Here is a 13,017-nt window from a genome sequence, read left to right as displayed (position 1 = left end):
GTCGATACGGATCCGCTGTCAGGCCACGCGCCTGGTACCGAGAATTCCGCGAGCTGGTGCTCACCGCCGCCGTCTACAACCTTGAACGCTCCATCAAACAGTGATCGCAACCGGATTCAACAAGGCAGACTGAGCCCCACCGTGGGCTCTGATTTGATGCCCGAGAATCCAGACGACGATCCAATCCACGATTGCGAGTTAGGTCCCGACGCAGTCCTCGGGACGCACACCTTCCACGATGTCCTGTTCACCGACGACACGGAGACACCGGTGAACGTGCTCACTGGTGAGACACCAGCGCATTCGCAAGCCACCGTCGAGGAAGCGAAGGAGTTCGCTGCGAGTATCGACACGGACACACCACAAATCGCGCTCCCCGCATCCGTCGAGTCGCAGGTCGAAACACAGAGCAAGCCCTACACGGCGGCCGCATTCTTCCACTTCAAGGCGACTGGCTCGCTCGAACGCCACCGCGCCTACCACGCCGCCTACGAGACGGACGCGTTCGCAGTCGACTTCGAGGCTGACTACGCGTCGGGCGACCTGACCATCACTGTCGAACGAGCGGACGAATCCTGAGAATCCTTCGTCACGAGCAGGTTTTTCGAGCGCCGGCGATGGGTGCCGGCGCAGCTGGAGCGAGCAACGACACCTGGTGCGTCGGCGTTTCGAGGTGTTCGAGATGCACATGGTAATTTACGCTCTGGTAGAAGAATCGACCTACGACGACGCACTGGCCACCGGAAAGACGGTGTTCGACCGCCTGGTCGGCGCGGACCCACACGTCGGCGCCGTCTTCGACTACCACGTGACGTTCGATGAGGAGGACACGTCCGTTGCGGGGAAGGCGCGATGGGGTGAGTTGCCGACTGCAGCCCCCGTCGACTCCGATGACGGCCAAGACCTGCTCGAGCGTGGCTGGGAGGCGACGAAAGAGGAATTCGAGCGGAATCTCGAGCGGGTGAAGGAGGCACTCGACGAACTCTCCGACGAGGAGATCATGCGCGACGAAGATCTCGCTCGGCACGCCTTCCACCAGGTCGGCGCCTACGACGGGCCGACGGTGTTTCTGTACAACGAGTACGCGAACGGTATCCGCCATCGCGAGCAACTGGATCGAGTGCTGGAGGAGAGCGAGGAGCTCTGGATCGTGCCCGCCGACGTCCACTTCTAACAGATGGCTCGAATCACAAACTGGAAGCGCGAGAGCCGCACGCCCACACTCGCATACCGGATACCGAGATCGGAGCTCGGGCTGTCTTACACCGAGCACCGGACTCGTACCGCTACAAGTGGCGTGGCGCAATCCTCGTCGACGGCTACCCGGTGTGGTCGCGGGGGTACGAGACGAAGGACGCGAAATCGTTCCGTGACGAGCTCCGTGACCGGCCAGCGCCCGAACTGAGTTGTCCCGAGTGTCCGAACAGCGATGTAGCAATCGGTGGGAAAACGGCTGACGGCGCGAAGGTTCAGCGCTGGTTCGAGTATCGGAACTGTGGGTACGAAGCATCCTCGCGAATCGTGTATGGCGCCGAGCGCTGATTGATAAGGGCGCATCTGCGGTGACGTTTATTTTGGGCCGGAATGGGTGGCCCGTCTTAATCGGGCCAGATCCACAGATGAGCCTGGAAGTCATCGACCGCCACAGCGAAGCACTGTTCGAGTTCCTCTGGTGTCCGGTCTGCGGGCACGAGATATTCAGTCACATTCCCTTCGAAGGTGTGTTCTGCAAGAACTGCAACACGCAGGTCGAACTCCAAGAATCCCGAGAGACACGCGGATACGAGGAGGCCGTCCTCGCCTGCTTCGACACCCACTCAACGTGGAACCTCCACGTCGACGAGAAGCTCCGTCGCGACCTACCCGATGGGTCGGCACGGGTGAAGATCCTCGGCGCACCGGGGGCCTACGAGGTCGACTGGTGGAGTCCAGAACCCGGCGATGACTGGGAGCCGGTCGAACGAGGCGAGTTCGACGATGTCGACGAACCAGCCGATATCTCCCATCTCGCGTAGGGGCAAGCAGTCCCTGTGGCTGTTTTTCACCCCCTGAGGGGTGCGAGGTGCTCGAACGAGTAGCTCCCGAACAGACCGATGAGTAGACCTAGCGACACACACTCGATTGAACAGACACACCCAGCGAGCGACTGCGACGTCGCCTACGTCGGGTATCGGCAGAGCGGGCAGGCTATCGTTGAGAAACGTCCCGGCCAAGAACGGCTCACGCCAGAGCGGAGTCTCGCACTGGTGAACCACAGTCCCTCAGGCTTCGAATGGGGATATGGTGGTAGTGGTCCGGCACAACTCGCGCTCGCACTCCTCCTCGATTACACGGGTGCCGAAGCGTTTGCCCTCGACCACTACCAGGCATTCAAAACCGAGGTCGTGAGCCAGCTGGGCTGCGCGGGGTCCGACGAGTACTGGCGACTCACCTCTAGCGAGATCGACGCAGCCCTTCGTGAGACGACTGCCGAGCCAGTCGCACCGACCATCTAAGCACCACTCACCGAGAGCAATCCATGTCAGAACACACCCAGCCATCTCGTGCGGATGACGAATCGGCCGAAGCCAGTGAGCAACCGACACAAACGGAGTACATCGAACGCAGTGACGTCGGCGTCTCCCTCACCGTGAAGCTCAAGCGTGGAACCGGTACCAGGGATCAGGACGAGGTGATCGCGAAGGCGAAAGGCAAGACACTCGAAGATGCCCGCGAGGACATGGAAATCCTCCGGGAGTACATCCACGATCTTGCTGAGGACGCTCGCCAGATCCAGCCAGCAGCCCCACACGAAGAGTAATTCTTTTAGGTGTTGCACAGAATTGTGTAACCATAGGATGTACGAAGTATGCGGTGAGAAGGAACTCAAGGTCATCCTCGCGCTTGACCAAGGCGATTCCATCTCCGGCGTCGCGCGAAAGATCGACGAGAACCGGGAGACGATTCGGCGCGTCGTGAACCGCATCGAAGAAGCGGGATACGTCGCGTACGATGATGGCCTCCAGCTCCTCGATCAGACGCTCCGAGACGCCGGTCTCGAGTTCCTGACGGCGGCAGCAGCCACCTCGCCGCCATCCATCACGGAGGTGTACGTTCTCCCCCAGTTCGCCGGCCTGGACTATGCATTCACATCCATCGATGCAGTATACGTCTGGACTCGCGGTGGCTACCAGGTCGCTCGCGACCCGGAGGATTATCCCCTGTTCATCGCTGTTCGCGAGCAGGACGTCGACGCCTGGAAGACGTTCTTCGATCGGTTCGGAATCCCGACTGCGGAAGAACGCCAGCCCGCTGAAGACCTTGATGATGCCATTCAGGTCGTCCTCGAGCCCCGACCACAGATCGATGCCGAGATGGTCGACGGACGGCCCGTCATCCCGCTTCAGGAGACCGTGGCATTCGCGAACGAGTACTACGCAACCTTCCAGTCGGCACTCGACATGCTCGGCCGAATGTACGACGACGTCGACACCGATGCGAATTATCGCCGGGAGCCCGCCTGAGCATGAGCCAGGAAGACCGCAGTGAGGCACTCATCGAGGTGCTCGAAGAACTGGAGCAGTCAAACATTGAATTCGTCCTCGTTGGTGGATTCGCAATCAGTCAGTTCGAGACGCGGTTCTCGACCGACCTCGACCTCGTCATCGCTCCGGACGACTACAAGGACGTCGTGGCGTTTCTGGAACAGCATGGCTTCGAACGGACAACCGAGTTCGAAGTCCCAGCAGAAGAGACAATCTACAACCGGGAAATCGACTGCTTCGAACGAACCGAAGGACTGCCCCATCCGGTCGGTGTGGACATTCTCGTGAACGGACTTGGGTGTCGACAAACCGAAGCAGAGTGGTCGTTCGACTATCTATGCACGCACAGCTCCCCGACGACGATTTCAGGCGGGACTCGGTCGACGACTGCACGAGCCGCTGATGGGGAAGTGCTCGTTGCCGCCAAGCTCCATAGTGGCCGGAAAACGGATCTCGCAGATGTCCTTGCTGCGATCCCCTCGATCGACTTAGATCTAGTCGAGACACATCTGCATCGCGGCGATGCTGATGCCCTTCGGGAACAGCTCAGTGACGCACAAGCGTTCATCGAAGAGGGCGGACTCGATCACCGATTCAAGAGCTTGTTCGGCCAATCGTCGGCATCGGCTGAGGACATCGAGATCCTCCTCGAGTTTCTCAAGCGACAACAGAAGTGAGACAGCGGTCACCGCGACAGCAGCAGTAACGATAGCTGCGAATCCGTCCCCGTAGCTACGGAAGACGGAAAGCGAGTTAGAGCGGTTTGTTGCCGCCTTGAAAAGGCGGAGGCGAACATACGTGAGTGACTCGTCAGACCAAGCTGCAGAACCAGATGGTCTCACACCGGAGCAACGGCTCGACCCACCAAACACGCGACTCATCAACGCCGGTATCGTGACGATCAACGACATGGAGACGCTGCGAGCCTGCGTCGCCTACGAGAACGCGAATCAGCAACGGGTCCAGATCCTCCGCCGACTCAAACAGCGTGCCACCGAGATCCGCTCCCAGGGCGACTGACGCGACACTCGGAGGTGTCTGTCGGAGCCTCGGTGGGTGGAGGCTCAATCCAAATGAGCGAGCGACCCGAAATCGAGATTCAACAGCAGACCGCGTTCGGTGATGATGGCCAGCTCGAAGTCACAGAGACGAGCGTCGAAACCTCACTCGAGGACTTCGGCGCTGACGTGGATCATCGCGACCGGGATTCACGTCTCGATCGGCCCGAGGCGAGTGAGTTCGGCGTCGACGACCGGCCTGAAGTTGAGCAACCATCCGAGGGTGAGCAGTCCAGTCTCTTCGCTGACACAACCGAGGACCAGCAGACGCTTGCCGGCGACGACGCAGCTGCTCGCTGTCTTTTCGAGGAGTAACTATGACACGACTGATCAATTGGACCCGAGAGAGCCGTACTCCGACCCTGACGTACCGGAATACAGAAACCACGGCACACGCGGTGCTTCATCGAGCGCCGGACTCGTACGTGTATAAGTGGCGGGCCGCGATTCTCGTCGACGGCTATCCCGTATGGTCGCGCGGATTCGCGACGAAGGAAGCCACATCACTTCGTGACGAACTCCGAAAGCGCCCTCAGCCTGAACTACCCTGTCCAGAGTGTCCTAACGAAGACGTCGTCGTCGGCCAGAAGAGTGCTGACGGCACGAAGGTACAACGGTGGTTCGAGTGTCGAGACTGCGGCTACGAAAGCCGCTCAGCAATCGTCTACGGCGCCGAGCGCTAATTCCCCCAGTAGAACAGACAAAGCCTTAGAAAACCGGCGTCGTGAGATCCACCATGGATTGTACAGAGTGCGGTGAGCCGGTCGACGAAACAATGGATCTCGATGTTCCTGAAACAATCCTTGAGCACGGAACAGCGAAGGTTGACCCATCAAAGTCCAAGGTCACCCAGTTGGATCAGTACGCGGATGAGATTAAGGAACACGTCGAGGCGAAGAACGGCACCGAAGACCTCTTGCCCATCATCAAAGCCATCGAAGATGCGGATAGCTACTGCGTCGGTACAGGCCTCAGCATGGGTGAGAGTCCGGACAAGATAATCTTCTACATTCACTGACCGTTCAGCGAGAGCGCATCAGTCGCCTCGAGTACGCTCGTCCGGCAGAGTTTTTCGACCCCCAAGAGGGGTGCGGGGAATCCAATAACCCGCATTCGACCTATGAAGACGGATTCGACCAACCACCCACGAGCGGCAGTACAGGATGATAGTGAGCAATGCCAGACCAACGCAGACCACGTCGAGTACGTGGGTATGCGCGTCGACGAAACTCCGGTGGTGCTGAAGCTCACAGAGCACGAGCGCCTCTCGCCCGACCGAAGCCTCGACCTCGTCCGACATAGCCCGGCGGGATTCGAGTGGGGCTACACCGGAAGCGGCCCGGCGCAGCTCGCCTGTGCGCTCCTCCTCGACTACTTCGACGACGAGAGCGTCGCCCACCAGTACTACATCCAGTTCCGAAATGAGGTGGTGAGTCAGTTGGTGTGCGGTGGCCCGGCTGACTGCTGGCATCTCACCGGTGACGACATCGAGGCTGCACTCGGTGGGTTCCAAGACCGTCACGCCCCCACGCCAGACGGTGGCGTCGCGTCGACATCGCTGCCGGTGAATTGGAGTGTCGTGAGTCGAGCAGATCGGACGGTCTTCCAGCGCCAGGACATCGACCACTACGTCGTCCTCGGTGACGGGAGCGAGGAGTGGCTGATCATACTCTGTTCACAGGGTGACCGGGCATACCCCGCCCCGCTCGATCATCGAACCCTGCCGGTCGAAACTGACCCTGCACCCGCCGTGCAGGAACTCGTCGCTGAGAGCAACGACCTCATCGAGCCGGACGAGGAGGACACCTAATGGAGAACCTTCGCCTCTCGCGAACTACCTACCAGCTGATCGAACGGGCTGTCGAGGCACTGGAGCGCATCGGCCGGGAACTCGAGCGATACAACGACCGACACGAGCGAACAGCGGAGGAAGCCACAGACGAGACGAGTCCCGATGACTCATGACCTGCGAAGCGACGCTCGACGAGTTCGAGGCCGAGACGTCGTCCGGTGAGTCCCGCTCGCCCTCACTTGAAGACCGGCTTCTCAGCCCGATCTCGCCGTCCGTGGGGCTTCGACTGATTCCCGGTCGTGGTGATCCGTTCTATCTCCAGAATCGAGGCACTGAGCGGTATCTCTTCTGTGACGAGCACGACCGATGGTTCATACTCCAACCGTCGGCAAAAGCGTCGGAAGAGGCGTTCATCCGCTGGGTGTATCTCCCGACGGACAAGCCCGAACGGCTGGCGCGGTCGGCTCTTCGTCGACGGACGGTGATCGGTTACGACTACGTTCGGCGGTCGACCGCCCCAGACCCGATCAGATCAACGGTGACCGCGATGTTCGTCACCGAACGCTGGCCCGAGATGACCTATGAATGTGGGTCCTGCGGGGCGCTGTTCGACACACCACGAGAGCACGCCCTCCACTGCTGGGACGCCCATCCGTGGGTGCCGAATCCGGAGCAGGTACGCCGTCGACGTCAGGCCGACGAGTAAGTCAGAGAGTCAAAGACAGGTGTCGGAATCGTTCAGAGAGTTAACCAACAGCACTGGATTCTTGGGGGACGGTGTTGGTTAAGTAGAGTCGTTTTTGCGCCCGGGAGAGGGGCGCAGGGCGCGTGATGAGAGCGTCGTCGCGATAGCTGAGACCGATTTCGAGGTGACCCAAATGAAAGATCCAGAATCCAGCACCGTGTTCGCCGGCGTCGACGGACGAACCGACACAGAACTACCCGAGTGGTACCGTCAGAAGAAGACGGTCGACGATCCAGAGTCCTTCGTCGAAGCGGTTCGCGACCTCCCGCAGGCCGTCGAGACGACCGTGGCCTACCAGAATCCCTATACTGACGAGTGGGTCGAGACGGAGCGCTTCAACGCCGTCGTCGAGCCGACGAGAGCGCGTGACCAGGCAGGGGCCGACGAGCCCGACGCAGATCCCCTCTTCCACGTGCCCACGAACAGTTACTCGATCATCAACCCGGTCGACGTCTACGGGCCGCTCGAGGAGGTTCTTCGCGAGGAGACCATCGACGAGACACCGCTGGGCGACGTGATGTTCGGCGAGATCCGGCGCTACCGAGGCGGTGGCGAAGTCCACATGGACGTGATGTTCGACGGCCTCGAGGTGCGCCTCCCGGGCCGCTCGGAACCGATCACGATGGGTGTGACCTCCGGCTACGACTTCTTCGGCGAGCACGCGGTCTACGTCGAGGGCTTCGCCCAAGATGGGTATTGTTCGAACACGATGCGGTCACTCACCGACAAAGAGGTCATCAAGCACGTCGGGGACGTTCGGAACTTCCGTACCTGGTGGGAGGAGATCCTCGCACAGGTCGAACTCGTCGCCGACGACCTCTTTGAGTTCATCCGCGACGCCCAGGACATCGACCTCGACTTCTCGGAGCTCCCGTTCACCGTCACGGAGTTCTACAGTCTCCTCGGCTTCCCAGACTACCTGGCCGAGCGTGCTACCGAGGATACCGAGGCCAACGCGGCGTCACCGTTCGAGATCGACATGTGGACGCTGCACTCCGGCGCGACATACGCGCTCACCCACTTCTTCCAGGGGAAAGAAGGCGCGTCTCTCGACCAGTACGTTCGCGTCGCGAACGATATCCTGTTCAATCCCGAGGGCACCATCGAGCGTGTCGAACAGGCCTACGAACAGCAGCTGGACACCGAGGACGGTGATGGGTCGCAATCCTCGCTCGCCGGCGAGCGGGCGCTCGCGAGCATCGAGCGTGTGAACGAGGATCTGCAGGCGAACGTCGAGCAGTTCGAAGCACGTGAAGAGGTGCTTCGCGAGCGGTTCCAGCAGGTCACGAACTAGCGCTATCACTCGTTTTCGCGTTTCTATTCATGGCAAACGAGAACGCCGAACAGCAGTGTCCAGTCTGTGATCGCCGGATAACGAGCGTGACGATCGTTGGCCCGAGTGAGGCCGTGGTCGCGCCGTGCAACCATCGTGTCCATCCACAACAGCTCGACTGATTGACGGGCTCAACACTGGGCGGAGACGATCAACACATCTCGTCCCCGAATATCCTGGTAGCGGTTTCAAGACGTGTGAGCGCTCCGAATTAACCAACAAATTGCTGGTTTCGACAGATGGTGTTGGTTAATGCTGTCTGCAGCATCGTTTTTCGCCCCCTGAGAGGGTGTGGGGCGGTCGGATTCGCCCTCGCATGCTCCTATCCATGTCACTCGATATCAGTCCCAGCAGCAGCACTGCGAGTACGATTGCGGCTGCCAGACAAGCCGACAGCGTGGCGTTCCTCCATCGAGCGCCGTTCGCGCTCGACGCATACAATCTCGGCTACCTGCCCGGCTTCCGAGAAGACTGTGGCTATCAACAGACCCAGTATCAGGACCTGGACATCCCCGTCGGGATGCTCGACAACGACTTTCGGAATCCCGATCTGGATCGATACGTCGCCCGCTTTTTCGAGCACGAACCTCAGGTCGGCATCATCGGGGATGCGTACGAGAGAGACGACGTCGACGAGTACGTGGCCGCCGCGCGCGAGATTCAGGCGAGCTATCCCGACGCAGAACTCGTCATCGTCCCCAAGTGCCGGGAGGTGATCGATGTGATCCCGAACGATATTGTGCTCGGCTACTCGCGGGGGTACGCCGATCGATTGGCGCACGAGTTCTCCGAGCCGACCGACTGGCGGGGGCGGCGTGTCCATATTCTCGGCGGTAGCCCACCGAAACAGTGGGACGTCATCCAGCAGCTGACCCGACCGACGCTCACGGACGAGCAACCAGCCGACATCGTCGGCCTCGACTGGAACGGTCTCCATCGGGGAGCACAGTTCGGCGAGTTCTGGACGGCCGACGGCTGGGACGACAGCGGTCGCGATGCAGACCACGTCACGGTTCGCAAGACGGTCCGTCACAGTCTCGCCCGCCTCAAGACCTTCTGGCAGTCTCACGGTGTCTGGCCCGACTCGACACCTCACGACGACCCCCTCGAGATCGAGTACGAAGGCCCATCGCCGACCGATCTCGAGAGTGCTGCCTGTACCGAATGCGGAGCGAACGTCTGGACGACCCGGCGCGGTCCCTTCGTCGCCGAGTACGACACCGGTGATGTCTGTGGATACTGCAGCTACGACTGCTATTTCGCGCACCGTCATCGAAACAACCTCGAGGAGATCGCCGGCGAGCAGAGCGTCTACCTCCCACCTGCGTGACGCTACGAGTTGGTTTTTCGCGCCCCGGAGAGGGCGAGGGCTCGATAGAGAGCCTTCCCAGAAGGTGAGTTTCCGTGAGTCAACAACAAAGTCCGACCGACGTCTCGGTTGATGCAATTCCAGTCGACGTAACGAACACGCAATCAGGCGAGGTCGATCCCGCCGAGGTACCCGAGGAGATCGAGTCGATTACGCGTGGCCTCGCCGGTGAGCAGCCGCCGACGAATCCGCTCGTCGTCCTGAAAGCAGCTCGGTGGTGGTATATCCACGGCAAAGGCGGGACCGACCCCGCGTTCCAGTGGGCCATCGAGTGGGTGCGACACCTCGCGACGGACACACCCAGCGACGTCGAACGGTTCGACGCGTTCCTCGAGTACCTCGTCACGGTTGGCTTCGCTGACGAGAAAGCAGCGCTCCGATAACCAGATCCCCCCATTCACACCGAGGGGGGCTGAACGGACACGACCACACAAGCAGTGCCGACAACGAGAGCAGCGGTCCGAGCAAGACCTCCTTAGAATCGGTAGCAGGCGACGTCCTCGCCACCACAGGTCGGACACGTCTCAGTATCTGCCGAGAGGGTCGCACCACAGTGGCGGCACTCATACAGCGTGGCCGTATCGGCCGTGCTGGGTCTGATGACCCCGCGAAGCACATCGACGAATCCCATGCTCTCGACGGTATTCTCGCACCGATTGTTAATCCCAGCCTCCGATAGCGGCCCCGATATCCCTCTCAGGAGCACCGTCGTTTGTTGTGCGCCCCCGAGGGGTGCGGCGCGTCCTGAACTGACGTCGACGCCGTCGCACTCGGTTCGGTGAATACAATGGTTACAGCCAGTCACTCGTCGGTCTCGTTCGATGAGACTGACACACGACACGACGAGATGCACAGTACCATCGAAGCCTGGATCGACGAACTCGTCGACGACGTCGATGAAGCGCAGGCGAGCGAGGAGTTCCAGGAGTGGCTCGACATCCAGAGTCGCTTCCACGACTACTCACATCGCAACACGCTGCTCATCAAACTCCAGTGTCCCGAGGCGACGAAGGTCGCCGGCTTCAACACCTGGCGGAACGAGTTCGACCGGTACGTCCAGGAAGGCGAACAGGCGATCTGGATCTGGGCACCGATCATCGCGAAGCAGTGCCCGGAGTGCGAGAACTCGCCCAGCTACCACGAGGACAGTGAGTGTGAATACGACGAGACGCCGCCCGAGGAGTGGTCGAAAGGACTCGTCGGGTTCAAACCGACCGCTGTCTTCGACGTGTCGCAGACCGACGGTGAGCCGCTTCCCGAGCTGGAGACGGAGGCAACCGGGGATGCCGAGGACTTGGTTCCGACACTGACCGACGCAGCGTCGGATCTCGGTGTGACCGTTCGTATCGTCGAGGCCGACGACTGGGAGCATGGCGACGCGATGGGCGTCTGTGAGGACCGGAGCCTGCATGACCTCCAGCCGGTCGTCAAGGCGAAAGCTCGCGAGAATCAGGCCGACCTCGCCGTCACACTGATTCACGAGTACGCTCACGCGCTACTGCATTTCGACGTCAACGACGACACCGAGCGCGCGAAACGCGAAGTCGAAGCGGAAGCCGTCGCGTATATCGTTGGTCGGTTTCTCGGACTGGACACGAGCGGGTCAGCGTTCTACCTCGCCGCGTGGGAGAACGACGATGCGGAGGTGGTCCAGGATCGGCTCGGTCGAATCAGTTCGACCGCCCAGGAGATTATCGGCATAGTTGCCGAGGGCTGACCTCGTAGTCCGTTCCAGTTAACCAACAATCGAACGCAAAAATGGGTCTTCGTTGGTTACGTTTATCGGCGCCCGCCGAGGGGCGGAGGCGTAGTCCCGTCTCCATCGACCCATGACCGACCAGTACCTAACTACCGTTCTCGAGGAGGCGGAACGAGTCGCAGAACACCACGACCAGGTCGCCCAGTCTACCGACCATCCGGAGCACGAGTATCTCCGGTACGCCGTTCTCCGGCTGCTCGAAGGCGAGGGCGACGAGCTGTCGGTGAACGTATCGCAGATCGACGGCGTGACTGTGGGGTACGGGGAGGACAACGCGATGTTCGACAGCTGGGGCGACGACGTCGAGTGGTGGGAGACTGTTCCGCCGCAGGCGGAGTGTACCCGCTTTCGAATCTTCTACCCCGACGAGTACGAGACCGTTCCGCGGATCATCGTCGACGTGATGGCCGCACTCGGTGCGTGGCGCGTTTGGACCGGGAGTGCTGCCGCCTGCGGCTCCTACGACCATCGCGAGCGTCGTGAAATCCAGTACCTATGGCCAGAGAGTCATCCGGTCGAAGACCTGCTCGAGAATCGGCTCCACGATCCTGATGCTGCCGTTGCGCCAGACGGCGGCCGAACCGGCGACGTTCGCGACCGGATGGTCGTTACGGAGCACTCGATCCAATTCGACGGTCTGGATCCACGCACCAGACGCGCCGTCGACGAAGAGATGGTCGTCTCGCTGCTCGAAAAAGGCGGCCGGTACGAGGTCCGATCAGCATCGGGGAACCGATACGAAGTGGATGTGATCAGCGAGTCGTGTACCTGCCCAGATTGGCGGAAACGAACGCCCGAGGGCGGCTGTAAACACCTCCGACGAGTCGATCACGAGATCAAACAGGGGCAGGTCCCACGACCTGATGGTCGACTCCCTTCGAACTCGTAGGATCGCCCAGCGTTCGAGAGTCCTCGGAGGGTTGTAACATCAGACGAAACTGCTTGATAGAGAGTTTCGAGTAGTGTTACAGCTGCTGGAGAACCGGTGAGAGCCGTTGGTAGCGGCTTAACCAACAAAACTATGCTCCTTGCGTCTCTGTTGGTTAACAAAGATCGGCCCATGTCCTACGAGCCCCCGACGCCCCCAGCGGACCTCCCCACCGACGTCATCGACATACTCGACGACTACTCGCCCGAGCTGCTCCGAGACGTTGCCCGCTATGCCGAGGACCTCGCCGAGTATCGCGAGCGCGAGGCACGCCTTGCCGAAGCGGAGAAGGAAGACGAAAACGACGAGCGCCCCGACAATCTTCCCGATGACGTCCCCTCGAAAGCGACGATCACGATCAAGGAGATCAACGACAACCGCTACTACTACTGGCAGTGGCGGGAAGGAGATAGGATACGCTCGAAATACAAAGGACCGGTCAATCCAGACGATTAGCTAGCCAGGTCACCTCGAAACCACCCCCCTGATTCGGAATGAGATTGTTTTAT

Annotated in this window: 20 protein-coding genes and 2 pseudogenes; all 22 read left to right on the top strand. The window is 60.6% G+C overall.

What is annotated here, in order from left to right; all coding sequences use genetic code 11:
- A pseudogene (locus tag NDI89_RS21885) lies at positions 1-104 on the top strand (IS5/IS1182 family transposase); the annotation flags it as partial.
- 52 nt (positions 105-156) lie between these two features.
- A complete protein-coding gene (locus NDI89_RS21880) occupies positions 157-579 on the top strand; it encodes a DUF8025 family protein (RefSeq protein ID WP_277524769.1) in 423 nt (140 codons plus the stop codon).
- A gap of 103 nt (positions 580-682) precedes the next feature.
- Positions 683-1,174 carry a DUF7995 family protein gene (locus NDI89_RS21875; RefSeq protein ID WP_277524768.1) on the top strand — a complete coding sequence of 164 codons (492 nt, stop codon included), beginning with the start codon at positions 683-685 and terminating at the stop codon, positions 1,172-1,174.
- Positions 1,175-1,177: 3 nt separating this feature from the next.
- Positions 1,178-1,542: pseudogene (locus NDI89_RS21870) on the top strand (DUF7568 family protein).
- Positions 1,543-1,619: 77 nt separating this feature from the next.
- The gene (locus NDI89_RS21865) at positions 1,620-2,015 is read left to right on the top strand and encodes a DUF7567 family protein (RefSeq protein WP_277524767.1); all 396 of its coding nucleotides are present in this window, start codon (positions 1,620-1,622) and stop codon (positions 2,013-2,015) included.
- A gap of 78 nt (positions 2,016-2,093) precedes the next feature.
- A complete protein-coding gene (locus tag NDI89_RS21860; protein ID WP_254861359.1) occupies positions 2,094-2,495 on the top strand; it encodes a DUF6166 domain-containing protein in 402 nt (133 codons plus the stop codon).
- Positions 2,496-2,518: 23 nt separating this feature from the next.
- Positions 2,519-2,800, top strand: a complete 282-nt coding sequence (locus NDI89_RS21855) for a DUF7389 domain-containing protein (protein WP_254861360.1) — start codon at positions 2,519-2,521, stop codon at positions 2,798-2,800.
- A gap of 37 nt (positions 2,801-2,837) precedes the next feature.
- Positions 2,838-3,503 carry an RNA polymerase subunit sigma-70 gene (locus tag NDI89_RS21850; protein WP_277524766.1) on the top strand — a complete coding sequence of 222 codons (666 nt, stop codon included), beginning with the start codon at positions 2,838-2,840 and terminating at the stop codon, positions 3,501-3,503.
- A gap of 2 nt (positions 3,504-3,505) precedes the next feature.
- A complete protein-coding gene (locus NDI89_RS21845; RefSeq protein WP_277524765.1) occupies positions 3,506-4,201 on the top strand; it encodes a nucleotidyltransferase family protein in 696 nt (231 codons plus the stop codon).
- Positions 4,202-4,322: 121 nt separating this feature from the next.
- Positions 4,323-4,544 (top strand): DUF8129 domain-containing protein, encoded by a 222-nt coding sequence (locus tag NDI89_RS21840; protein ID WP_277524764.1) that lies wholly within the window; start codon positions 4,323-4,325, stop codon positions 4,542-4,544.
- 53 nt (positions 4,545-4,597) lie between these two features.
- Positions 4,598-4,897, top strand: coding sequence for a hypothetical protein (locus tag NDI89_RS21835; RefSeq protein ID WP_277524763.1), 300 nt, complete (start codon positions 4,598-4,600; stop codon positions 4,895-4,897).
- Positions 4,898-4,899: 2 nt separating this feature from the next.
- Positions 4,900-5,265 (top strand): DUF7568 family protein, encoded by a 366-nt coding sequence (locus NDI89_RS21830; RefSeq protein WP_277524762.1) that lies wholly within the window; start codon positions 4,900-4,902, stop codon positions 5,263-5,265.
- Between the two features lie 53 nt (positions 5,266-5,318).
- On the top strand, positions 5,319-5,600 hold the full coding sequence (locus NDI89_RS21825) for a hypothetical protein (protein WP_277524761.1): 282 nt from the start codon (positions 5,319-5,321) through the stop codon (positions 5,598-5,600).
- A gap of 102 nt (positions 5,601-5,702) precedes the next feature.
- Positions 5,703-6,392: a DUF6166 domain-containing protein gene (locus NDI89_RS21820; RefSeq protein WP_345781986.1), complete on the top strand. Its 690-nt coding sequence runs from the start codon at positions 5,703-5,705 to the stop codon at positions 6,390-6,392.
- Positions 6,392-6,547, top strand: a complete 156-nt coding sequence (locus NDI89_RS21815) for a hypothetical protein (RefSeq protein WP_277524759.1) — start codon at positions 6,392-6,394, stop codon at positions 6,545-6,547. The genes NDI89_RS21820 and NDI89_RS21815 overlap by 1 nt, the downstream gene beginning before the upstream one ends.
- Positions 6,544-7,080: a hypothetical protein gene (locus NDI89_RS21810; protein WP_277524758.1), complete on the top strand. Its 537-nt coding sequence runs from the start codon at positions 6,544-6,546 to the stop codon at positions 7,078-7,080. Before NDI89_RS21815 ends, NDI89_RS21810 begins: the two co-directional genes overlap by 4 nt.
- Before the next feature lie 172 nt (positions 7,081-7,252).
- Complete coding sequence (locus NDI89_RS21805; RefSeq protein ID WP_277524757.1) at positions 7,253-8,413, top strand: hypothetical protein; 1,161 nt, start codon at positions 7,253-7,255, stop codon at positions 8,411-8,413.
- A gap of 367 nt (positions 8,414-8,780) precedes the next feature.
- A complete protein-coding gene (locus NDI89_RS21800) occupies positions 8,781-9,782 on the top strand; it encodes a DUF6610 family protein (protein ID WP_277524756.1) in 1,002 nt (333 codons plus the stop codon).
- A gap of 74 nt (positions 9,783-9,856) precedes the next feature.
- Positions 9,857-10,204: a DUF8013 domain-containing protein gene (locus NDI89_RS21795; protein ID WP_277524755.1), complete on the top strand. Its 348-nt coding sequence runs from the start codon at positions 9,857-9,859 to the stop codon at positions 10,202-10,204.
- A gap of 404 nt (positions 10,205-10,608) precedes the next feature.
- Positions 10,609-11,538, top strand: a complete 930-nt coding sequence (locus NDI89_RS21790; protein ID WP_277524754.1) for a M78 family metallopeptidase domain-containing protein — start codon at positions 10,609-10,611, stop codon at positions 11,536-11,538.
- Between the two features lie 112 nt (positions 11,539-11,650).
- Positions 11,651-12,469 (top strand): hypothetical protein, encoded by an 819-nt coding sequence (locus NDI89_RS21785; RefSeq protein WP_277524753.1) that lies wholly within the window; start codon positions 11,651-11,653, stop codon positions 12,467-12,469.
- 171 nt (positions 12,470-12,640) lie between these two features.
- A complete protein-coding gene (locus NDI89_RS21780; RefSeq protein WP_277524752.1) occupies positions 12,641-12,964 on the top strand; it encodes a DUF6788 family protein in 324 nt (107 codons plus the stop codon).
- Positions 12,965-13,017: the final 53 nt, after the last annotated feature.

It is taken from the genome of Natrinema salsiterrestre (genome assembly GCF_029502005.1).
In the GTDB taxonomy this organism is placed as follows: Archaea; Halobacteriota; Halobacteria; order Halobacteriales; family Natrialbaceae; genus Natrinema; species Natrinema salsiterrestre.
This window is presented reverse-complemented; position numbering and strand designations above follow the sequence as displayed.